General features: G+C 69.3%; 21 protein-coding genes. 12 read left to right on the top strand and 9 right to left on the bottom strand.

Annotated features, from left to right (window positions below; all coding sequences use genetic code 11):
- Positions 1-3 precede the first annotated feature (3 nt).
- Positions 4-213, bottom strand: a complete 210-nt coding sequence (locus RKE50_RS05475) for a hypothetical protein (RefSeq protein WP_350035017.1) — start codon at positions 211-213, stop codon at positions 4-6.
- Between the two features lie 363 nt (positions 214-576).
- On the opposite strand from RKE50_RS05475, the gene RKE50_RS05470 reads away from it, so the two are divergent.
- On the top strand, positions 577-1101 hold the full coding sequence (locus RKE50_RS05470) for a helix-turn-helix transcriptional regulator (RefSeq protein WP_350035015.1): 525 nt from the start codon (positions 577-579) through the stop codon (positions 1099-1101).
- A gap of 150 nt (positions 1102-1251) precedes the next feature.
- Here the strand turns inward: RKE50_RS05470 and RKE50_RS05465 are convergent, their stop codons facing one another.
- Positions 1252-1938: a hypothetical protein gene (locus tag RKE50_RS05465; protein ID WP_350035014.1), complete on the bottom strand. Its 687-nt coding sequence runs from the start codon at positions 1936-1938 to the stop codon at positions 1252-1254.
- Positions 1939-2099: 161 nt separating this feature from the next.
- A complete protein-coding gene (locus RKE50_RS05460; RefSeq protein ID WP_350035013.1) occupies positions 2100-3680 on the bottom strand; it encodes an acyl-CoA synthetase in 1581 nt (526 codons plus the stop codon).
- A 134-nt stretch (positions 3681-3814) separates the two neighbouring features.
- Here RKE50_RS05460 and RKE50_RS05455 point away from each other — a divergent pair, with 134 nt between their 5' ends.
- The 8 genes from RKE50_RS05455 (at position 3815) to RKE50_RS05420 (ending at position 11337) form a co-directional block, all read left to right on the top strand.
- A complete protein-coding gene (locus RKE50_RS05455; RefSeq protein ID WP_350035012.1) occupies positions 3815-4600 on the top strand; it encodes a putative hydro-lyase in 786 nt (261 codons plus the stop codon).
- A 10-nt stretch (positions 4601-4610) separates the two neighbouring features.
- Complete coding sequence (locus tag RKE50_RS05450; RefSeq protein WP_350035010.1) at positions 4611-5366, top strand: 5-oxoprolinase subunit PxpA; 756 nt, start codon at positions 4611-4613, stop codon at positions 5364-5366.
- Position 5367: 1 nt separating this feature from the next.
- Positions 5368-6045: a 5-oxoprolinase subunit PxpB gene (gene pxpB, locus RKE50_RS05445; protein WP_350035009.1), complete on the top strand. Its 678-nt coding sequence runs from the start codon at positions 5368-5370 to the stop codon at positions 6043-6045.
- Positions 6042-6983: a 5-oxoprolinase subunit C family protein gene (locus RKE50_RS05440; protein WP_350035008.1), complete on the top strand. Its 942-nt coding sequence runs from the start codon at positions 6042-6044 to the stop codon at positions 6981-6983. The genes pxpB and RKE50_RS05440 overlap by 4 nt, the downstream gene beginning before the upstream one ends.
- Positions 6980-7834 (top strand): glutamate cyclase domain-containing protein, encoded by an 855-nt coding sequence (locus tag RKE50_RS05435; RefSeq protein ID WP_350035007.1) that lies wholly within the window; start codon positions 6980-6982, stop codon positions 7832-7834. Before RKE50_RS05440 ends, RKE50_RS05435 begins: the two co-directional genes overlap by 4 nt.
- Positions 7831-8688, top strand: a complete 858-nt coding sequence (locus RKE50_RS05430; RefSeq protein ID WP_350035005.1) for an aminotransferase class IV — start codon at positions 7831-7833, stop codon at positions 8686-8688. Before RKE50_RS05435 ends, RKE50_RS05430 begins: the two co-directional genes overlap by 4 nt.
- Positions 8688-9764, top strand: coding sequence for an alanine racemase (gene alr, locus RKE50_RS05425; protein WP_350035003.1), 1077 nt, complete (start codon positions 8688-8690; stop codon positions 9762-9764). Before RKE50_RS05430 ends, alr begins: the two co-directional genes overlap by 1 nt.
- A 64-nt stretch (positions 9765-9828) precedes the next feature.
- The gene (locus RKE50_RS05420; protein ID WP_350035002.1) at positions 9829-11337 is read left to right on the top strand and encodes a Ppx/GppA phosphatase family protein; all 1509 of its coding nucleotides are present in this window, start codon (positions 9829-9831) and stop codon (positions 11335-11337) included.
- 26 nt (positions 11338-11363) lie between these two features.
- On the opposite strand, the gene RKE50_RS05415 is transcribed toward RKE50_RS05420, so the two are convergent.
- Genes RKE50_RS05415 through RKE50_RS05405 form a run of 3 tightly spaced genes read right to left on the bottom strand, consistent with a single transcriptional unit; the run spans position 11364 to position 15278 of the window.
- Positions 11364-12662, bottom strand: coding sequence for a metal-dependent hydrolase family protein (locus RKE50_RS05415; protein WP_350035000.1), 1299 nt, complete (start codon positions 12660-12662; stop codon positions 11364-11366).
- A 32-nt stretch (positions 12663-12694) separates the two neighbouring features.
- Positions 12695-13567 carry a general secretion pathway protein GspB gene (locus RKE50_RS05410; RefSeq protein ID WP_350034998.1) on the bottom strand — a complete coding sequence of 291 codons (873 nt, stop codon included), beginning with the start codon at positions 13565-13567 and terminating at the stop codon, positions 12695-12697.
- A 16-nt stretch (positions 13568-13583) separates the two neighbouring features.
- Positions 13584-15278, bottom strand: a complete 1695-nt coding sequence (locus tag RKE50_RS05405) for an ExeA family protein (protein WP_350034997.1) — start codon at positions 15276-15278, stop codon at positions 13584-13586.
- 50 nt (positions 15279-15328) lie between these two features.
- On the opposite strand from RKE50_RS05405, the gene RKE50_RS05400 reads away from it, so the two are divergent.
- Entirely contained in the window at positions 15329-16108 is a 780-nt protein-coding gene (locus tag RKE50_RS05400) for a hypothetical protein (RefSeq protein ID WP_350034996.1), read from the top strand.
- A gap of 3 nt (positions 16109-16111) precedes the next feature.
- On the opposite strand, the gene RKE50_RS05395 is transcribed toward RKE50_RS05400, so the two are convergent.
- Complete coding sequence (locus RKE50_RS05395; RefSeq protein WP_350034995.1) at positions 16112-16669, bottom strand: PadR family transcriptional regulator; 558 nt, start codon at positions 16667-16669, stop codon at positions 16112-16114.
- A gap of 129 nt (positions 16670-16798) precedes the next feature.
- On the opposite strand from RKE50_RS05395, the gene RKE50_RS05390 reads away from it, so the two are divergent.
- Positions 16799-17758, top strand: coding sequence for an NAD(P)H-dependent flavin oxidoreductase (locus RKE50_RS05390; RefSeq protein WP_350034994.1), 960 nt, complete (start codon positions 16799-16801; stop codon positions 17756-17758).
- Between the two features lie 25 nt (positions 17759-17783).
- Here RKE50_RS05390 and RKE50_RS05385 read toward each other — a convergent pair whose 3' ends face one another.
- Entirely contained in the window at positions 17784-19343 is a 1560-nt protein-coding gene (locus RKE50_RS05385) for a sodium:solute symporter family protein (protein WP_350034993.1), read from the bottom strand.
- Positions 19344-19462: 119 nt separating this feature from the next.
- Between RKE50_RS05385 and RKE50_RS05380 the strand changes: the two genes are divergently transcribed.
- The gene (locus tag RKE50_RS05380) at positions 19463-21352 is read left to right on the top strand and encodes a S8 family serine peptidase (protein ID WP_350034992.1); all 1890 of its coding nucleotides are present in this window, start codon (positions 19463-19465) and stop codon (positions 21350-21352) included.
- Between the two features lie 48 nt (positions 21353-21400).
- On the opposite strand, the gene RKE50_RS05375 is transcribed toward RKE50_RS05380, so the two are convergent.
- Positions 21401-22291, bottom strand: a complete 891-nt coding sequence (locus RKE50_RS05375; protein ID WP_350034990.1) for an alpha/beta hydrolase family protein — start codon at positions 22289-22291, stop codon at positions 21401-21403.
- Positions 22292-22302: the final 11 nt, after the last annotated feature.

Here is a 22302-nt window from a genome sequence, read left to right as displayed (position 1 = left end):
GCTTCATTGGATTGTTGGCCCAAGGCTTTTTGTAAGACATCCTGCATCCTGCGCAGCGCGAGTCACGTTGGTACGGTCACGACCGGGTTGCGCGTTCTCCATGAAATCGGTGATGACGTTGAGCTCCTCGTCGCGTCTGTTACGGGTAGAGGTGTCGCTTTCCCGATGGTAGCTGTGCACAGGACTTTGTCTTTCAATCAGGGTGGGGCTCATGCGCGAGCCTCGGCTCTTTCGACACTGGTTCGACACTGGCGGTTGTCACTTGACAACCCCGCCTATCACCCCCACTATGCGAGTCAGGAAATGACGCGGCCAGCGCATCCGAAAAAGGAAGTTGAGGCTGCGCTCAGCCACCTTGAAACGGAGGGATGGCGAGTCGTAGCCGGCGGCAGTCACGCCTGGGGCAGAATTTACTGCCCATACAACGATGACCAATGCCGCTGTGGCGAGTTCTGCATCGCAAGTGTGTGGAGCACGCCGAGAAACCCTGGCAGCCACGCGCGGGCGCTGCGCAGGGTGGTGGAAAAGTGCACCGCTCATCAGCGCCGGGGCAAACCGGAACCGAAGGAGTGAGCCGTGGAGTACATCTTTACGCTGAAGTACCAACTGGCTGAACAGGATTGCGATCAGGATGCCCTGGTGGAGCGCCTCGGAGCCGCCGGTTGTGATGATGGCCTGGTTGGTGTGGGGCAACCGGGACGCCTGGCGCTGGAATTTTCCCGCGAAGCCGACAGTGCCGAAGAAGCGGTTCGCACGGCTCTCGCCGATGTTAAGCACGCGGTTCCTTCGGCGACGCTGATCGAAGCCTCGCCGGATCTTGTCGGCCTGACGGATGTCGCCGATTTCGTGGGGGTTTCCCGTCAGGCAATGCGTAAACTCATGCTTGCTCACCGGGCAACGTTCCCATTGCCGGTTCATGACGGCAGTGCCTCAATCTGGCATCTGGCGGAGGTGCTTGATTGGCTGAAGGCTTACAGGAACTACCAGATCGACCCGGGACTATTGGAAGTCGCGCGCATGGCGCTGGAAGTGAACATTGCTAAAGAAGCGATCCGTCACCCGGTGAGCAGTCAGGGCAGGAGGGATTTGCTCACCGCATAGCAGCCCGTGCGGGGGCGCGCTGCCCCCTGGGGCGGACTCGGCATCCTGAGCGAGCCCGCTCTCAGCCATTTGAGGAGCCGCCTAAGTCAATCGCTGGCAGGCATAGTTGTAAAGAGCAAGATCCTGATCATTCCATGACGTCAGCCTTTTCTAAAGCTCGTCACCGATCTGCACGCGAATCTGCTCCAGGCGATCGGCTAGGGGCCGATCGAAGTCGTGTGTGGTGACGTTTTCAGGCTCGATAGGCACATGGTTGAACTCAATACCATGCTGCTGAAGAGGGTTCGCAAAGGCTGCCACATCACGGTCGAAATGCTCTGTTCTGGCTAGCAATTCAACACTGGAAAGATTCCTTATTGCCTGCTCGAAATCCAACCGAAAACCCCCGCTCTCCGTCCGACGAAACACGGCCTCTCGACCGTATACGCCGGCCAGCGCCTGCGTCTGCGCATTGCTGAGGATCCTCATGCGACCGGGGCTTTGCGGCCCAATACGAATCCAGCGGGCAAAATCCCCCCCCCGCTCCGCACAATCACCGCCGATACGCTTTCCGTACCTAAAAATCGAACGAATGCGCAGCATCGGATGGCGGAGGAATACCACCGGGAGCGCTCGAATATCGATGGAGGTTGGTACAGGAAGGTTAATCTGGTGTGAGGAACAGGATGTCGCCGTCAGGTTTCGTAGAATCTTGAGAAGCTCATCCTGATTTATCTTGAAGAAGTCAAACGGTCCATCAAATTCCACGTGCCCATCCCGGTAGTTACGTCGGAGGACCTCATCGAAAGTTGATCCGCTGTTCTTGAAGATATGGTAGTGAACAATGATAGATTTCATAGAAAGCCTGCGGGAACTAAATAAAGCTTAAAGTCACGGGCTTGGGACCGGGTCACCACGCCATCGGGGTGGGCCCTCTTTGGGAGCGTTGCCCTCGCCGCGACAGCCTTCCCCGAGCAAAAACAGGTTCGGCGCGAGGGCGCACCTCCCACAGGGCTTGTTCAGTCCTTTCCGTCCGACTCCGGATCCACGCTGGGACCATCATCGGCCCGCGCCCCGCCGCGGAACTCCTCGGCGAGATGGCGCTTGTAGAGCTTGCCGTTATCCATCCGCGGCAACTTCGGGTGCCAGTGCAGCGCCTTCGGCACCTTGAGCGAGGCGAGGCGCTCGCGCAGCCACTCCATGAGCTCGATGGCCACCTCGTCGGTCGCATCGGCCCAGTTGAGCGGCTGCACCACGGCGGTGACCGTCTCCCCGAACTCCTCGTCCGGCACGCCGAACACCGCCACGTCGGCTACCTTGCCGTGGGTGATGAGGATGTTCTCGATTTCCTGCGGGTAGATGTTCACACCGCCGGAGATGATGGTGAAATGCTTGCGGTCCGTGAGGTACAGGAAGCCGTCCTCGTCCACGTAGCCCACGTCGCCGGTGGTGGCCCAGCCGCGGTGGTCGAACGCCTCGGCAGTCTTCTCCGGCTCGCCGTGGTACTGGAAGCTCGCCTGCTCGCCGGAGAAGTACACCGTGCCGATCTCTCCGGCGGGCAGCTCGTTGCCGTCGTCGTCGACCATGTGGATCTGGCCCAGCACCGCCGGGCCCACGGAGCCCTTGTGGGTGAGCCAGGCGGCGGAGTCGATGATGGTGATGCCGATCGCTTCGCTCGCGGCGTAGTACTCGACGATCACTGGGCCCCACCACTCGATCATCTGCTCCTTGACCTCGATGGGACAGGGGGCGGCCGCGTGGATCGCGAACTGCATGCTGGAAACGTCGTACTGCTCGCGCGCTTCCCGGGGTAGCTTGAGCATGCGGATGAACATGATAGGCACCCACTGGCTGTGGGTGCAGCGGTGCTCCTGGATCAGCGCCAGCGCCGCCTCCGGCTCGAACTTCTCCATGACGACGGTCGTGCCGCCGAGCGACAGCACCATCATGTTGTAGCGCAGCGGCGCCGCGTGGTAGAGCGGCGCCGGCGACAGGTAGACGGTCTCGTCGCTGAAGCCGAAGGCCGCACCGAGACTCGGCGCCATGGGGTGCTCGGCGTAGGGGTCGTCCGTGGGCGGCGTGATGAAAACGCCCTTGGGCTTGCCGGTAGTGCCCGAGGAATAGAGCATGTCCACGCCGTAGGCCTCGTCGGCGATGCGCTCCGACGGCTGCCGGTCCACGGCCTCCTCCCAGCTCTCGAAGCCGTCGGCAATGCCGCCGACCATGTAGAAGTGACGCACGGCGCCGGCGCCGTCGAGCATCTTCCCGGCGACGTCGTGCAGCTTCGGCGAGGTGATAAACAGCTTCGCTCCGCAGTTCTCGAGGATGTAGCGCGTTTCGTCGGCCTTCAGGTGCGTGCTCACGGGCGTGTAGATGATCCCGGAGCGCTGGCAGGCAAAGCAGATCTCTAGGAACTGCCGGCAGTTCTCGAGCATGAGCGCGACATGGTCCCCCTTCTCGAGACCGAGACTGCGCAGCAGCTGCGCGCCCTGGTTGGAGCGCTCGTCGAGCTCGCGGTAGGTGACGATCTCACCGCTGCCGCCCATGATGATGGCGGGCTTGTGCGGCAGGGTCTCGGCGGTCACGCTGGGGTGGGGCATGCTGGATCCTCGTTGTCTACGTATTATTGGCACTTAAGGACCGTGGCTGGGGGAAAGGCTATCCCGGTAGCGGTATACCCGGTCGCGTTATAGTGCGGCCATACTATAGGCGCTGGCACCGATCGGAGTCGACCATGGATCGTCACGCGACACCCGCCGCCCTGCGCGCAGCCATGCGCAGCGGCGCCTTTACCGACAACACCTCGGGTTTCGCCCCGGGACATGTGCAGTGCAACCTGGTGGTGCTGCCGGAGGCGTACGCGGCCGACTTCCTTCGCTTCTGCCAGGCCAACCCCAAACCCTGCCCCCTCCTTGCCGTGAGCCCTGCCCCCGGGGACCCGGCACTCCCCGCCCTCGGCGACATCGATGTCCGCGACGACCTGCCGCGCTACCGGGTCTTTGAGGATGGCGAGGTAACCGCCGAGCCGGTAAGCATCGCCGACCGCTGGCGGGACGATTTCGTCGCCTTCGCCCTCGGCTGCTCCTTCTCCTTCGAGGAGGCACTGCTCGCCGACGGACTCGAAGTGCGCAACGTCAGCCTGGGTTGCAACGTGCCCATGTACCGTACGACCCTGCCCTGTGCCCCCGCCGGGCGCTTCCACGGCGACATGGTGGTAAGCATGCGCCCCTTCCGCGCCGCCGACGCCATCCGGGCGATCCAGGTCTGCACCCGCTTTCCGGCGGTGCACGGCGCGCCGGTGCACCTGGGCGACCCGGCGCTCATCGGCATCGACGACCTCGGCGCACCGGACTACGGCGACCCGGTCCCCGTGGCACCGGAAGAGCTCCCCGTGTTCTGGGCCTGCGGGGTCACGCCGCAGGTGGCGCTGGCGCACGCCCGGCCCCCCGTAGCCATTACCCACAGCCCCGGCTGCATGCTGGTCACTGACCTGCGCAACAGCCGGCTGGCCGTGCTCTAGGAGGTGCCCGGTGCTGCTCAACTGTGACCTCGGCGAGAGCTACGGCCCCTGGCGCATGGGCATGGATGCCCACGTCATGCCCCACATCGACCTCGCCAACATCGCCTGCGGCTTCCACGGCGGCGACCCGCTGACCCTGGCCGAGACGCTCGCCCTGGCGCGGGAGCACGGCGTTCGCGTCGGCGCGCACCCGGCCTACCCGGACCTCGTCGGCTTCGGCCGGCGCTCCATGAACCTGTCCCGGGAGGAGCTCATCGCCACGCTGCGCTACCAGATCGCCGCCCTCGACGGCATGGCCGCCTGCGCCGGTCTCGTCCTGGACTACGTCAAGCCCCACGGCGCGCTCTACAACGACATGATGCGCGACGCGGCGATCCGCGACGCGGTACTCACCGCCCTGGCCGGCTTCCACCGTCCCCTCAAGCTCATGCTGCTGGCCACCGCCGCGGCCGACGAGCACCGCGAGGAAGCGGCCCGGCACGGGGTGGAGCTGCTCTTCGAGGCCTTCGCCGACCGCTGCTACGACGATGACGGCCATCTCCTCTCCCGGCGCGAGCCGGGGGCCGTGCACGATCGAGAGCGCATGCTCGAGCAGGTGGAGTCGCTGGTCCGGGACCGGGCCGTGACCACCGCGAGCGGCCGGCGGCTGCCGCTGGCCGCCGACACGCTCTGCGTCCACGGCGACAACGAGGAAGGCGTGCGCGCCATCCGCGAGATCCGCGAGCGCATCGGCGAGCGCGCGCAAGCGCAGACAGCGGGCGCCTGACATGGTCATCCAGCCCGCGGGGGAAAGTGCCCTCATGGTCTACCTCGGCGAGGCCATGGACCCGGCCGTCTCGGCACGGGTGCAGGCGCTCGCCGACGCCCTGCCCGGCGCGCTCGGCGATCAGCTCCTCGATCTCGTGCCGTCCTACGCGTCCCTGCTGGTGGTGTTCGATGCCTATCGCACGGACCACATGGCCGTCATCCGCGAGCTGCACCGCATCGGCTACGACCTCGAGCGGGGCCAGCCCGGCGAGGGTCGGCTGGTGGAACTGCCGGCCTGGTACAGCCGTGAGAGCGGCGCCGACCTCGAGGACCTCGCCCGCCGCGCGGCGCTGACCACCGACGAGGTGATCGCCCTGCACAGCGGCACCGAGTATCGCGTCTACGCCATCGGCTTCGCGCCGGGCTTTGCCTACCTCGGCGAGGTCGACGCGCGCATCGCGGCGCCCCGGCTGGCGACGCCGCGGCAGCGCGTCCCCCGCGGCGCCATCGCCATCGCGGACCGGCAGACGGCGGTCTATCCCGCCGCCTCCCCTGGCGGCTGGAACCTCGTGGGGCGCTGCCCGGTACGCCTCTTCGACCCCGCCACGGATCCCTGCATGCCGGTGGCCGTGGGCGACCGGGTCCGCTTCCGGCCCATCGACCGCGACGAATACCTCGCTCTCGGGGGCGAGCCGTGAGCGGGCTGCGCGTCGACGATCCGGGCCTCCTCGCCCTGCTCCAGGACGCCGGGCGCCGGGGCCACTACCGCCTCGGCCTGACCGATGGCGGCCCCCTGGACCGGCAGGCCTTCGACCTGTGCAACCGCCTCCTCGAGAACCCCGCCGGCGCTGCCGCGGTGGAGCTGAGCTTCGGCGGTGCCCGCCTCACGGCGGAGACCGACACCTTCCTCTGCGTTACCGGCGCGCCCATGCCGCTGGCGATCAACGGCGACGAGCGACCGGGCTGGGAAGTGCACCGGGTGCGTGCCGGCGACCGCATCGAGCTAGGCCACCCGCCCACCGGCTGCCGCGCCTACCTGGGCGTCGCGGGGGGCTTCCGCGCGGCACCCGCCTTCGGCAGCGTGGCGACGGTACTGCGCGAGGGTCTCGGGGGGCTCGGCAGCGGCAAGCTGGCGCCGGGAGACCTGCTCCCCTGCGAGCCGGTGCGGGAGCGGCGGCGCCTCTACCTGCCGGAAACAGCGCGGCCGCGCTATACGCGCCAGGTCACGCTGCGCGTGGTGCCCGGCTACCAGCAGCACCATTTCCCGCGGCTCGCCCAGCGCCGCTTCTACGGCAGCCGCTACGCCGTCACCGACCGCGCGGACCGCATGGGCTATCGTCTCGAGGGCCCCGCGGTCCGCGCCGACATCGACGGCATCCTCTCCGAGGGCATCTGCCTCGGCGCCATCCAGCTGCCGGCGGACGGCCAGCCCATCGTGCTCCTCAATGATCGCCAGACCATCGGGGGCTACCCGAAGATCGGCGCCGCGCTGTCCCTGGATCTCGCCGCGCTCGCGCAGCAGGTCCCCGGTGGGGAGGTGGTGTTCACGCCCATTACCCAGCACGCCGCGCACAACGCGCTGCACCTGGCCCGCGCCTTCGAAGCCTCCAGGACCATCCGGGAGCGCACCCCGTGACCGCCGGCAAGCGCTTTGACGATGCCCTCGAGGAGCTCCTGGTGGCGCGCAACCCCCGCGGCATGCAGTCCCTGCGCGCGGCGCTGCAACCGGGCTACTACCGTCGCGCCAGCGCGCTGCTCGCCGACGCGCGCCGGCTACTGATCGGCACGGGCTTCCCCGTGGCCGGCACCTTCGAGACCGACGGCCCGGTCGGCGCGATGGCGCTCTACCGCGCCCTCGAGCAGCGCGGCGCGCAGTGCTGGATCGCCTGCGCGACGCCGCTCGCGGCCGAGCTGGAAAACGCGTTCCGCGTGCTGCCGCTGCAGGCGACGGACCGCGACGCGGCGCGGGAGGAGGCCACCCTGCGCCTGGCACAGGTCACCCCGGACGCCATCATCTCCATCGAGCGCCCGGGCCTGGCCGCCGACGGCCGCTACTACAACATGCGCGGCGAGGACATTTCCGCCGACTGCGGCATCTTTGACTGCTACCTGGAACTCGCCGAGTGTCCCACCATCGCCATCGGTGACGGCGGCAACGAGATCGGTATGGGCAAGATCGCCGAGGCGGTGGCGAAGCTCGCGATCACCCCGGCCGCCACCAGCTGCGACGAGCTGCTGGTGGCCGACGTTTCCAACTGGGGCGCCTATGGCCTGCTCGCCTACTTCGATCTGCTGGAGGCGACGGACCACCTGGGCGCCCTGCGGCCGCGGGAGCTGCTCGCCTTTCTCTCCTCCCGCGGCAGCGTCGACGGTGTGACCCGGGAAAACACCCTGACCGAGGACGGCATGGACCCGTCCGCCGGCGAAACGATCATCAGCGAGCTGCGCGCCCTGGCGGCGGCGGCCCTACGCGAGGCAAGCGCATGACTACCGTTTACCTGAACGGCGCCTGGACGCCCATGGCCGAGGCGCGCATCTCACCCATGGACCGGGGCTTCCTCTTCGGCGACGGCATCTACGAGGTCGTGCCATCCTACGACGGCCGGCTGGTGGGCTTCGGGCCGCACATGCGGCGCATGCGGGACGGGCTCGCCGCGCTGGAGATCGACCCCGGGCTCTCCGAAGACGAATGGCGCGCGCTCGTGGAGGAACTCATCGAGCGCAACGGGGCCGGCAACCTCGGCATCTACCTGCACGTCAGCCGGGGCGCCTACGAGAAACGCAATCACGCCTTCCCGGAAGAAACACGGGCGACGATTTTCGCCTACACCTTCGAGATACCCCCGGCCCCGAGCGGCGACCCGGCCATCGTGAAACGCTACCGCGTCAGCACCGCCGAAGACCTGCGCTGGAAGCGCTGCCACATCAAGTCCACCGCGCTGCTCGGCAACGTCATGCACATGCGCCAGGGTCAGGCCGCGGGGAACGACGAGACCATCCTCTACAACGAGGCCGGCGAGCTGACCGAGGCCGCCGCCTGCAATGTCTTCCTGGTCGCCGGCGGCGCCGTGGCCACGCCCCCGCTGGATCACCAGAAGCTGCCGGGTATCACCCGCGAGCTGGTGCTCGACATCCTCCGCCGGCACAGCGACATCCCGGTGGAGGAGCGGGTGGTGCACTTCGAAGAGCTCGCGAGCGCCGACGAGGTCTGGCTGACCAGCTCCAGCAAGGAGATAGCCCCGGTCACCGCCATCGACGGGCGGGCCGTGGGCAGTGGCGAGGTCGGCCCGGTCTGGGCCGCCGCGCAGGCACTCTTCGCGGCGCACAAGTTCGACTACTGATGCGTCCCACGCGGGCCCGCATCGACCTGGCGCGGCTGCGCGGGAACGCGGCGCTCGCGGCAGCCCGCGCTCCCGGGTCGCGACTGATGGCGGTAATCAAGGCCGACGGCTACGGCCACGGGGCGATCGCCGCGGCCCGCGCCCTCGAGGGGGCCGCAGATGCCTTCGCCGTGGCAACCCTGGACGAGGCCGCGGTGCTGCGGGATGCCGGGATCGACGCCCCGCTGCTCCTGCTCGAGGGCCCCTTCGAGCCGGCAGACCTCGTCGAAGCCCAGGCCCGGGACCTCACGGTGAACATCACCGGCCCGGAGCAGCTCGCCTGGCTCGAGGCGGCGCCCCTCCCCGGCCCGCAGCGCTGCTGGCTGAAGCTCGATACCGGCATGCACCGGCTCGGCCTCGACCCGGCAGACGCCCGGGACGCCTATGAGCGCCTCGCCGCCTGCGCGCACGCCCTGCCCGAGGTCGCCTGTACCCACTTCGCCCGCGCCGAGGAACTGGACCGCCCCGAAACCGGCGAGCAGCTCGAGCGCTTTCTCGCCGCCACCCGCGGCCTGCCGCTGGCGCTCTCCGCCGCCAATTCCCCGGCGGTGCTCGCCCGCCCGGACACCCACCTCGACTGGATCCGCCCCGGCTACCTGCTCTACGGCGACACCCCGCTGCCCCGGAGCCACCCCGCCGGCGACGGCCTCCTGCCCGTCATGCAGTTCGAGTCCGCGGTGATCGCCGTGCGCGAGATTCCCGCCGGCGACGCGGTGGGCTACGGCGGCAGCTGGGTTGCCCGGCGGCCCTCGCGCATCGCCACCGTCGCCGCGGGCTACGCGGACGGCTACCCGCGCACGACGGCCAGCGGCACCGCCGTGCTCGTCAACGGCCAGCGGGCACCCCTCGCCGGCCGGGTCTCCATGGACATGATCACCGTGGACGTGACAGACCTGCCGCCGGTGCACGTCGGCGACCCGGTCCGGCTCTGGGGTGACGACCTCCCCGTCGGCGAGGTCGCCGAGGGCTCCGGAACGACCGGCTACGAGCTCCTCGCCGGCATGCCCGCGCGGACCCCGAGGGAATACGCCGGGTAACGGCGACAGTGCCATCGCCATCCGTTACCATGGCGCCCTCGACCACCGCCAGACGTAACCAGCCGTGCCTGCCACTGACCCAGACGAACTTCCCGAGGGCAGCCAGCTCGCCGCCCTGGACATCGGCTCGAACTCCTTCCACCTCATCGTCGCTCGCTATGAGCACGGCGAACTGCGCCCCAGCCAGGTGCTCGGCGAAAAAGTCCAGCTCGGCGCCGGGCTGCAGAACGGCCGCCTCGAGCCGGACGCGATCCAGCGCGGCCTCGACTGCCTGTCGCGCTTCTCGCAGATGCTGCAGAGCGTGGAGCCGCGGCGCCTGCGCGTGGTCGGCACCAATGCCCTGCGCCAGGCGAAGAACCGGCGCGAGTTCACCGAGCCGGCCCGGGCGATCCTCGGCGCCCCCGTGGAGGTAATCTACGGCCGCGAGGAGGCGCGCCTGGTCTACCTCGGCGTCGCGCATACGCTGGCGGACGACACGGCGGCCCGCCTGGTCGTGGACATCGGCGGCGGCAGCACCGAGTTCATCGTCGGCGAGCGCTTCGAACCGCGGCGCCTCGAGAGCCTGCAGATGGGCTGCGTCTCCTACACCGCGCGCCACTTCGCCGACGGACGCCTGGACCGGCGCGAGTACGAGAAGGCCTACGATCGGGCCTGCGTCGAGGTCTCGCACATCCGCAAGGCCTTCCGCAGCAAGCACTGGCAGGAATGCGTGGGCTCTTCCGGCACCCTGCAGGCCATCGAGGCGATGGTGACGGGCGAGGGCTGGAGCGAGGGCGGCATCACGCGCAAGAGCCTCGCGCGGCTGCGCAAGCAGGTTCTGACCCACAAGCGCGTGGACGAACTGTCCTTCAGCGGCCTCTCGGAGGCCCGTCGCCCGGTCATCAGCGCCGGGATTGCCATCACCGAGGCGATCTTCGAGGTGCTCGAGATCGAGCACATGCGCACTTCGAAGGGGGCGCTGCGGGAGGGCGTGCTCTACGACCTCCTCGGCCGGCTGCGCCACGAGGACGTGCGCGAGCGCTCCATCAACGCCATGCAGCAGCGCTACAGCGCCGACGCGGAGACGGCCGCCCTGGTGGCACGGCGCGCGCGCATGCTGTTCGAGGCCGGCCGCGAGGCCTGGCGTCTCGGCGCGGAGGACGGCGAACTCGTCGAGCGGGCCGCCCTCACCCACGAGATCGGCATGGCCATCTCGCACAAGCACTTTCATCGCCACGGCGCCTACCTGCTGCGCAACTCCGACATGCCGGGCTTTTCCCAGGGCGAGCAGGAACACCTCGCGCTGCTGGTGGCAGGCCACCGGGGCAAGCTCAAGCGCGAGCTCCTCGACGAGCTGGATGGGGACGAGGGCGAGCGCCTGGCCCGGATGATCGGCATCCTGCGCCTGGCGGCGCTGTTCAAGTACGTGGAACTGCTGGAGGAGTTGCCGGACTTCCACCTCGGCGCGCAGCGCGAGGCGCTGGCGCTCGAATTCCCGGCGGGCTGGCTGGAACAGCACCCGCTGACCTGGCAGGAACTGCAGCAGGAACAGCGGGCCTTCGAGCGCCTGGGGCTGGCGCTTAGCTTCAGCTAGGCCTTCCCCGGCGCGCAGCTTCGCTGCTAGGGGACGGCGCGGTACACCTCGCCGCCCTTCATCACGAACGCCACGGTCTCCAGGACCGTGATGTCCTCGAGCGGGTCGCCGGCCACGGCCACGATGTCCGCGTAGCGGCCGGGCGCGATGCTGCCCAGTTCGTCGCTCACCCGCAGCAGCGCAGCGGCGTTGACCGTGGCGGCCTTGATGGCCTCCATGGGCGGCATGCCCGCCTCCACCATGTAGCGGAACTCACGCGCATTGGTACCGTGCGGCGACACACCGGCATCGGTGCCGAAGGCGATTTTCACGCCGGCATCCCAGGCCTTTGCAAAGGTGTCCTGGATCTGCGGGCCGATCGCTGCCGCTTTCGGGCGCACCACCGCCGGCAGCTTGCCGTCCTGCGCTGCGAGCTCGGCGACCCACTTGCCGGCGGAGATCGTCGGCACGTACCAGGTGCCCTTGCGCTTCATGAGCTTGCGCGCCTCGTCATCCATGTAGGTGCCGTGCTCCACGGAGTCGACCCCGGCGCGGATGGCGCGCTTCATCCCCTCGGCGCCGTGGGCGTGCACGGCGACCACGAAGTTGTAGTCCCTCGCGGTGGCGACGATGGCCTCGACCTCGTCGGCCATGAACTGCGGGTTGTCGCCGCTCTTGGCCAGCGACAGCACGCCGCCGGTAACCGTGAGCTTGATCACATCGGCGCCGTCCTTGTAGCGCTGGCGCACGGCCTTGCGCGCGTCCTCGGCACCGTTCACCACGCCCTCCTTCGGACCGGGGTCGCCGCGCAGGTCGAAGCGGATGCCGTTGGTCGGGTCCGCGTGGCCGCCCGTGGTACCGATGGCCTTGCCCGCCGCGAAGATGCGCGGCCCGACGACGTAGCCCTTGTCGATCGCGTCGCGCAGGCCGAGGAGCGCCGGCACGTCGCCGGTGCCGAGGTCGCGCACGGTGGTGAAACCCGCCTCCAGCGTGCGCCGCGCGTAGATGGTGGCTCGCAGCGCGATGTCCGCGGAGTTCATGTAGTAATCCTCGGCGTAGCTGGCGGGCGGGTCCAGTTCACCGTCGAGGTGCACGTGCATGTCCATGAAGCCCGGCAGGACCGTGTGGCCGGAAAGATCGATGACCGCAGCACCGTCGGGGGTGACAAAGCCCTCCTCGACGGCGGAGATGCGGTCGCCGTCGATCAGGACGGAGACCTCGGCGCGGATGCGCTCGGCCTCCACGTCGACGAGCCGGCCGGCGTGGATAACCGTGTCCGGCACGGCGTGAACCCCGGCAGCAGCGAGCATGAACAGGTGAATGGCGATCAGGCTGCGTAGAAGCACGGCTTCCCCCTTTGTTGACGTTCTGATTGTTATCAGAGATTGACCCAGCTGTTGAGGGCCCGTAGGCGGAACAGGGTATCACGGTGCCGGAGCACCACGGAGTCACGTAGGATCTCCTCGACCTGCACCGCGCCGATGCGGTCGCCGACGCGGCGGGTCTCGCCGTTGATCAGTACAGTACTGGTGCCGTTCTCCACGTAGTCGTGGCGCAGGTACATGAGCGTCGGGATCGCATCCTTCTGCTGCTGCGACAGGTCGGCGAGCAGCGGTGCCGGGTGCGGCGCAAGCGCCGGCTCCCCCAGCTCCTTCCGGGCCCGGGCCACCACGGCCTCGATGTCGATGGCCTCTTCAGCCGGGGCTGCCTTCCTCCCGGGGACCTCGCTGGGGGCGCTTTCCCGTTGCGCTTCCGCCTGCCCGGCGGCCTGCGCTCCGCCGCCCGCCGCCCGCGTAGCTGCCGCCCGCAGTGCCGTCTCGGGCGCCGCCGCAGCCTTCTTCCCCGGCGGGTCGGCGTAGAGGGCTGCCACGGCGGGATCCGAGGCGGTCTCGACCGTGCCGGAGCGCTCCTTCGCGGTCGCCGCGGCTGCCTGCCGGCTGTCGCCGCCCGGGGCGATGGTGCGGCGCGGCGCGGGCGCGGCGGCGGCCACTTCCGGGGGCGGTACGACCCTGGCCGCGGGCGCTGGACCCGCCCGCCGGACTGCGGCTGCCCCCGGCGCGTCGTCCTCGGCACCCCAGCGCTCCCACGCCAGCCAGGCGATGATCACGGCGGCGAGGACCAGCGCCAGGGCCAGCACCGGCACCAGCGGTCCGGGCGTGGTCGCTTCCACGACGGTGGTCGGCAGCGCTGCCGGCCCGGTCTCGCCGCGCTCCTGCCGCGCCCGGTTCAGGGCATCGAGAATCAGTGACACGCCCGCCCCTCCCCGTTCATGGCCGGAAGCCCGCGGCCAGCAGCTCTTCCCACGCCGCCGCCCGCTCCGCGGGCGGCGTTACCAGTCCGGCGGCGACATTCAGCCGGCGCAGGGTCTGCGTGCCGACGATGCCGTCCTCTGCCAGGCCCTCGGCGCGCTGGAACAGGCGCACGCGCTCGGCCAGGCGCGGCGTGAACCGGTCACCGGTCAGGGGCTGCGCCTGCCCGTCGAGGCGCGCGAAACGGCCGGCGACGGCGGCCACCGCCGGCCCCTCGTCGCCCACGGCGAGGCCGCTGCCGAAGCCGGCGGGGGCATCCCACAGGTAGCGGTAGCCGCCCCGCCAGTAGTCGGCGAGGTCGGCCAGGGGCACGGCGGCGACACCGTCGCGGATTGCCACGGTCGCCGTGCGTTCGCCCAGCTCGAGGAGCAGCGCGGCCGCCGCGAAGCGATCCGGCGTAACCAGTTCGAGCAGCAGCGGCCGCGCGAGGGGGCCGAGGTCCTGCCAGGTGTCGGCGCGACCTTCTTCGCAGCGCAGGGCGCCCTGGCAGGGGTCGGCCGGCACGGGGGTTCCGCCCTGCAGCGCGTAGAGACCGCGCAGCGCGCCGCCGGGCGGCAGCAGCCAGGCGGGCGGCGCCAACGGCTCTGCGCCCGCGGCCGGGGCGGCCTCGGCCGTCCCGGTCTCCTTCGCCGGCTCCACCGCCGATGCAGCGCCCGCTGGTCCCGACAGCTCCGAACCCGCGGCGCCTGCAGCGGCCGGCGCGGCCGCAGGCGCGGCGAGCGCCGGCTCCTCGACCGGGCCGCGCAGCAATGCCCACCAGGCGAGGGCGACGAGCGCGAGCCCGGTGAGTGCGAGGGCGGCGTAGCGCAGCCCGCGGCCGTCACGCGGCGACACCACCTCGCCGGTCACCTCGCGCACGGCCTTGCGCAGCATGCGCCGGTCGACCCGCGGCGCCTCCTGGCCGTAGGCGCCGAGCAGCATGCGGTCACAGAGCAGGTTGATCAGCCGCGGGATACCGCGGCTGTGCCGGTGAATGGCGCTCACCACCCGGGGCGGAAACAGCTCCGTGCCCGGCCCGAGCCCTGCCACCTGCAGCCGGTGGCGGATGTAGGCACCGGTCTCCCCGCGGGACAGCGGCTCCAGGTTGTAGCGCGCGGTGATGCGCTGGTTCAGCTGCCGGAGTTCCGGCCGCTGCAGCATCGCGGCCAGCTCCGGCTGGCCGATGAGAATGATGTGCAGCAATTTCTCGCTGTCGGTCTCCAGGTTGGTGAGCAGGCGGATCTGCTCCAGCACCGGGAACGACAGGTGCTGCGCCTCGTCGATGAGCAGCACGGTCCTGCGGCCACGGGCGTGGTTGTCGAGAAGGAAGCGGTGCAGCCGGTCTGTCAGCGCCTTGAGGCTGGCCGCGTCCTCGCGCTCGTAGGCAATGCCCAGCTCGTCGCAGACCGTGGCCAGCAGCTCCGCGGCATCGAGGGCCGGGTTCAAGACGATGGCGATATCCGCGTCATCCGGCAGCTGCTCGAGCAGCGCCCGGTTGATCGTCGTCTTGCCGGTGCCGACCTCGCCGGTGAGAACAATGAACGCACCGCCCGCGCCGACCCCGTAGAGCAGGTGCGCCAGCGCATCACGGTGCCGGTGGCTCATGAACAGGTAACGCGGGTTGACCGCTATGGAGAACGGCGCCTCGCGCAGGCCGAAATACTGGTAGTACATGGGTGCGGAGTATACGCTAGCGACTGCGACAGAACCCCCCGGAGGCCCCCGTGAAAGCACTCAAGACCACGCTGATAATCCTGGCCCTGCTACTCGTCGTCCTCGCGGTCGGAGTCGTTTGGCTGCTCAGGAATCTCGACGACCTGGTCCTCGGCACCATCGAGGATACCGGCAGCCGCCTCACCGGCACCGCCGTGACCCTGGACAGCGTCGCGATCGACCTTGCCGCCGGCAGCGCCACGCTGAAGGGCCTGGTCATCGACAATCCCCCCGGTTACAGCACGGACTACGCCTTTGCGCTGGACACGGTAACCGTCGACCTCGACCCGGCCAGCGTCACCGGCAGTGTCGTGCGCCTCGACGAGGTCGCCGTTGCCGGCGCCAGCCTTCACGCCGAGCAGAAAGGTGCGGCAACCAACCTGTCGACGATCCTGAAGAACGTCCGCGCCGCATCGGGTGAGGAGGCGCCACCGGCGGACCCGGAAGACCCCACGGACGTCCGCCTGTCCCTGTCACGCTTCGCCTTCACGGGCACGAAGGCGACGCTGACGACCGAGCAGTACGGCGAGGCGTCCCTGCGCGTGCCCGACGTGGTGCGCACGGGCATCGGCGATCCCGCCACGGGACTTACCCCCGCGGAGCTCGCGCGCCAGCTGCTGGAGGCCGTGCTCAAGGAGGCCCAGGATGCCGTCGGCGGCGCGCTGGCAGACCGGGCAAAGGATGCCGCCACCGAGGCGGCAAAGGACAAGCTCAAGGACAAGCTCGACCTCTCGGACGAGGACATGGACAGCGCCGAGGGCGCCCTCAAGTCCCTGTTCAAGGGCGATTGACCCTCAGCGGGTAGCGAGCTTCTCCTGCTCCCGGGCGAGCAGGTCCAGCGCCTCGTCGCACCAGGCGAGGTACTGCTCCCCGGCGAGGATGCCCAGGCGCAGGGCGAGGAACACGCCCTGGCGGCGCAGCGGCAGCGCCTGCGGATTGGCATAGTGAACGCGGCGGATGCGCTCGTAGAGGTACAGGCGCTGCATCATCGCTTCCCGCCGCCCGCCGATCTCCAGGCGGAGGTGGCCGATGTTCTCCGCCGACAGGTTGTAGAGCTTGACCAGCAGGTCGTCCTTGCTCTCCTGCACGCGGCTTTCCCGGTACACCCACTCGCCCAGCGCCTCGTGCCCGGCCAGCGTGAGGCCGTAGAGGATCTTGTCGGGCTTGCCGCGCTGCGCCACCTCGCGCCGGTTCAACCAGCCCTTCTCGGCCAGCTTGCGCAGCTCCTGGTAGATCTGCTGGTGGGAGGCGTTCCAGAACAGGCCGAGGGACGCATCGAAGGCCTTGGCCAGCTCGTAGCCGGACATGTCGTCCTCGATCAGCGCCGTCATGATGGCGTGGGACAGGGCCATGGGTCCTCTCCGTGAACGCACGAAGCTGGATGATGCACCGAAAATCCCGGGTATGCAAAATATTGCATACCCGGCCGTGAGGCACTATCCTCCGGCGGCAGCGATCAACAACCACTACGAGGACTCTCCATGGCCCTGCCCCCGATCCTTGCCGACCGGCTGCGCCTGCCCGTCGTCGGCGCCCCCCTCTTCATCATCTCCAACCCCGACCTGGTCATCGCCCAGTGCAAGGCCGGGGTGGTCGGTTCCTTCCCGTCGCTGAATGCCCGCCCGGTGGAGGAACTGGAGCGCTGGCTCGAGCGCATCACCGGCGAGCTCGCCGCCTGGGACGAGGCGCACCCGTCGCAGCCGTCTGCGCCGTTCGCGGTGAACCTCATCGTCCACGGCTCCAACAACCGGTTGCAGGAAGATCTCGAGCTGTGCGTGAAATACAAGGCGCCGATCGTCATCACCTCCCTCGGTGCCAAGGAGTTCGTCAACGAGGCCATCCACAGCTACGGCGGCATCGTGCTGCACGACGTGATCAACAACCGCTTCGCGAAGAAGGCCATCGAGAAAGGAGCCGACGGCCTTATCGCCGTCGCCGCCGGTGCCGGCGGGCACGCGGGTACCACGTCCCCCTTCGCCCTCATCCAGGAGATCCGCGAGTGGTTCGACGGCCCGCTGCTCCTCTCCGGTTCCATCGCTACCGGTGACGCCGTGCTCGCGGCCCGGGCCATGGGCGCGGACCTCGCCTACGTGGGCTCGGCGTTCATCGCTACCGACGAGGCGAACGCCAACGACGCCTACAAGCAGGCGATCGTCGACTACGACTCTTCGGACATCGTCTACTCCAGCCTGTTCACGGGCGTGAACGGCAACTACCTGAAGCCGTCGATCCGCGACGCGGGGCTGGACCCGGACAACCTGCCCGAGGGGGACCCCACCAAGATGGACTTCGGCTCCGGCGGCAACACCGACGCCAAGGCCTGGAAGGACATCTGGGGCTGCGGCCAGGGGATCAGCGCCGTGAAGTCCGTCGGCCCGGCCGGGGACCTCGTCGCGCGCCTGGCCCGCGAATACGAGGCGGCCAGGGCCCGCGTGGCCTGAGCCGCAACGCGACCGGGCCCGGTACTCACTCCCCGAATACCTTCTCGAGGTACGCGGCCTCCAGCGGCCGCGTCGCCAGCGACACCGCCACCATCGTGACGAGTGAAACGCCCGTGCCCAGGGTGGCGCAGGCGTAGGGACTCACCGCCTGCACCGCGAGCCAGTCCGCCACCGGCGCCAGCGCCGTGCCCGCAAACCACGCCGCGTCGATCAACGCGAGGTGCAGCACCGCGAAAGTCACCCCGCCGGCCACGAAGCCGCTGATCGCCCCGGCCCGGGTGGCCCGCTGCCAGAGCACGCCGAGGAACATCGGCGCTGCCGTCGCCGCCATCATGCCGCCGATCCCTACCCATACCAGCAGGGCGATATTCATGTCCCGGGTACTCCAGGCCAGGGCAATAGCCGCCACGAGTACGAGCACTGTCGCTACGCGCCCGATGGCGAGGCCGATGCGGTCCACGGCGTCCTCGCTGAAGCGCCCCGGGAAGCGCGGCGCGATGCTCAGGCGGAAGATGTCATTGGCGAAGATCTGTCCCGTGGAGACCACGAGGCCGTCCGCGGTCGACATGACCGCGGCCAGAACGCCGGCACCGATGAGCGCGGCCACCCAGGTCGGCAGCGTGGCGATGAACAGGGCGGGGATGGCGTTGTTCGGGTGGTTGCCCGGTTCCAGCAGGGCATCCCCGAGCAGCACCCGGGCGAGGATCCCGCCGCAGGTGATGGCGGGCAGGATGAGCCCGAAGAGGAACGAGAGCACGATGAAGCGCCGCTGGTCCCGGTCGCTCTTCAGCGCCCACAGCTTGTTGCCCACGTGCGGCAACAGGCCGAGGGGCAGGTGGGCGACGAACACCGCGAACAGGTCCCAGCGCGAATCGAACAGGCTAAAGCCGGGGTTCAGCGGCGCGACCAGCGCCGGGTCCCGGGCCTCGAGGGCGTCGAGCATGCCGCTGAACCCACCCTCCACGCCGAACCCGACCAGGAACATCCATAGCAGCAGCAGCGCGAGCAGCAGCATGAGCGCGCCCTGCACGCCGTCCGTGAGAATGTCGGCGTGAGCGCCGCCCAGGGCCACGTAGAACATGAGCACCAGGGCGGTGACGCAGAGGGCGGTAAACGTATCGAGGCCCAGGAGCTGCGTGAACATCACCGCGCCGGAGAGCAGCTGCCCGGCCAGGTAGAACAGCAGGGCGAGGGAGAACAGCGCCGCGAGAATGCGCAGCGCCTCCGAATCGTAGCGGTCGCCGAGGTACTCGGGCATGGAGCGGCTGCCGAAGCGCTCGCCGGCCCGGCGCACCGCGTGCAGGCACAGGAGTACGCCGGTGTAGACGCCGAGCGGGTAGATGAGGGCGTACCAGAGCACCGACAGGCCGGCCCGGTAGGCGAGCCCCGGCAGGCCGAGGAAGGTGGCACCGCTGGCCGCCGTGGCGGTCATGGCGAAGGCGAGGAACACCGGGCCGTAGCTGCCCCTGGCGGTGGCGAAATCGTCGCTGCCGCGCACCCGCGACAGGCCGACGAAGCCAAACAGCACCATCAGCCCGACGTACAGGCAGAGAAAGAACCAGCTCCAGGCGGCGAGAGAGTCCATGTTCAGCATCGCGGCAGTGTACGCAAGCGGCGAAGCGATCGGTATATGCGACGAGCGGCCCCCGGCGCGGGCGCAGGCGTCGCTATAATCTCCACTTTTCGACGTACCGGAGACGCCCCATGACCCTGCGCCGCCTGGCTATCACCGCCCTCGCCGCCCTCCTCCCCCTCGGCGCCGCTGCCGAGCCCACGGCGACGGAGAAGACAGTGATCGAAAAGAAGGACGACCTGCCCCGGCACAGCTACCGGGTCGACCTCCCGGTCACCGATCTCTACGCCCCGGAGAACCGCGACGCCCTCCTCGCCCTCGCCGCCGCCGTGCGCGAGGACGTGGCCGGCGACCTCGAGCGTTTCGCTATCCGCGACGACAGCACCGTGCAGGACTACTACGGCATGCTCGGCTCGGTGGCCATCGCCGAGGGGGACTGGGCACGCTACCTGGAAACGGTGGAGAAACGCCAGGCGCTGGAGAGCAAGGACGCCAACCGCCTGACCCTCGGCCTCGCCGGGCGCGCCGTCGCCCGGGCCGCGCTCGCCGGTGATCCGACGCCCGCGGCCGTCGCCGAGCAGCTCGCCGCCCTGGTCGATCCGCTGCCCTACGCCACCGTCGAGGCGAACCTCGAGAGCCTGAAGGGCCGCACGGAGATTCTCAGCCGCGCGCTGGTGCTCGGCAGCCTCGAGTCGAACTACCAGCCGGTGCTCGACCGCACCGGCGGCGAGGTCAGCCTGGACATCGCCGCCAGCCTGGTCGGGGCGGTGTTCTCCCTTGACTACTTCATCCCCAGCGCCGAGGCCATGAACGGCGTTCTCGCCGCCACCATCGCCGCCAACCGCGTCGAGAAGGCGGACATCTGGGCGCAGCGCCAGGTGGCGCTGGGCGACAAGGTGGACGGCACGCCGGTAACCCTCGCCGTGTGGGACAGCGGCCTGGACACGGCCATCTTCGCGGAAACGGGCCAGCTCTGGGAGAACCCGGACGAGGTGCCCGGGAACGGCCGCGACGATGACGACAACGGTCACATCGACGACCGTCACGGCATCGCCTATGACCTCGACGCCAATCGGGTGACCGAGCTGCTCTACCCCATCGGCGAGATCGCCGAGGACGAGGCTTCCCTGCAGCGGCTGGTGAAGGGTCTCGGCGACATCCAGTTCAATGTCGACAGCGAGGCGGCCAGCGCCGTGCGCCAGCGCATGGCGGCCCTCGACCAGGCCGAGGTCAAGGACTTCCTCGAGTCCCTCGGCGCCTACGGCAACTATTCCCACGGCACCCACGTGGGCGGCATCGCCGCCGCGGGCAACCCCTTCGCCCGCCTGCTCGCCGCCCGCATGACCTACGGCCACGAGCTGATCCCCGAAGAACCCACGCTGCCCCAGGCGCACCGGGAAGCCGCCATGATGCTGGAGACGGTGCAGTACTTCCGCGACAACGGCGTGCGCGTCGTGAACATGAGCTGGGGCGGCTCCCTGCGCGGCATCGAGGATGCGCTCGAGGCCAACGGCGCCGGCGACAGCCCCGAGGCGCGCAAGGCCCTTGCCCGCGAACTCTTCGACATCACCAACGACGCCCTGCGCCGCGCCATCACCGACGCGCCGGAGATCCTCTTCGTCACCAGCGCCGGCAACTCGGACAACGACGTGCGCTTCGACGAGTTCTACCCGAGCAGCTATGACTATCCGAACCTGCTCACCGTGGGTGCAGTGGACAAGGCCGGCGACGAGACCAGCTTTACCAGCCTGGGCAAGGTGGACATCTACGGCAACGGCTTCGAGGTCGAGAGCTACGTACCCGGCGGCAACCGCATCGCCTACAACGGTACCTCCATGTCCTCGCCCCAGGTCATGAATCTCGCGGGCAAGCTGCTCGCGCTCTACCCGCAGCTGACCGTGGCGGAGCTCAAGGCCTTGATCCTCGACGCTGCTGACGAGAAGGCACTGGACAGCCGCACCATCCGCCTGCTCAACCCGAAGGCAAGCCTGGCGCTGGCAGAGGAACGCTTTGGCGGCTAGCGGGACCGCGGGTTACCGGTCGCGACCGGTCGCCGCGACCCGGGCACGCTAGGAGCAATCCGCCTCCAGCCAGTCCAGCAACAGCCGTCCCAGCCGGACCCGGCTCGCGGAGAAACTGTGGTCGTCGTCGAGCACCACCGAGCGTAGCGTCAGCCCGGGCACGGCGGCGAAGCGTTCGCTGATGGGCCGGAACACCGTGTCCAGGGGCGTCGCCTGGTCGCGCTCGCCGCCCACGAGCATGACCGACTTACCAGCCAGCGCAGGGCCGAAGACGCGCGTGTCTACAGCCTCGGCCGGCGCGGCGACGAGTTCCGCCTGCATCACGCCGGCGTCGAAACCCGCGAGCATGAACAGGCTGTCGGCGTAGGCGCCGATGCGCGGCTCGAGGGTCACGCGACCGCCGGCGTCGAATACCCGGTACAGCGCCGGGTTAGCCGGTGCCATGGCCCCGACACAGACAACGGCCTCCCGGCGCCCCGCCGCCAGCGCGGTAAAGCCGCCCAGGGAGTGGCCGAGCAGGGTCAGCCGGTCGGGATCCACGCGCAGCGCCGCCGCCCTCGCCCGAAGATGGCGCAGCACCGCGGCCACGTCCTCCTGCTGGCCACCGATCGAGTAATTGCCCTCTGCACCCCAGGCACCGCGGTAATGGAAGAACACGCTGTTGAAACCCGCGCGGCGGAAGCGCTGCGCGAGGTCGAGGTTGCGCTCGTTCCCGGGAAAGCCGTGCAGCAGCACTACCGTCGGGTGCGGCCCGGCGCCAGCCGCCAGGTAGGCATGCCCGGGCAGCCGATCACCGCTGCTGTCGATGGTGAGCTCGACGACCGCGGGCGGCGGCGCTGCGGCAGGATCCGATTCCTCGGCAAACGACACACGGGCCGCTCCCAGAGCGACCGGGAGTATGAAGGCGGCCGCGGCCGTCAGACCTTTCCTCGCTGCCATGGACTGCACCC

The sequence above is a fragment of the Pseudohaliea sp. genome, assembly GCF_040217025.1.
Classification (GTDB): domain Bacteria; phylum Pseudomonadota; class Gammaproteobacteria; order Pseudomonadales; family Halieaceae; genus Pseudohaliea.
The sequence above is the reverse complement of the archived record's forward strand: the minus strand, read 5'-3'. Positions and strand labels throughout refer to the sequence as shown.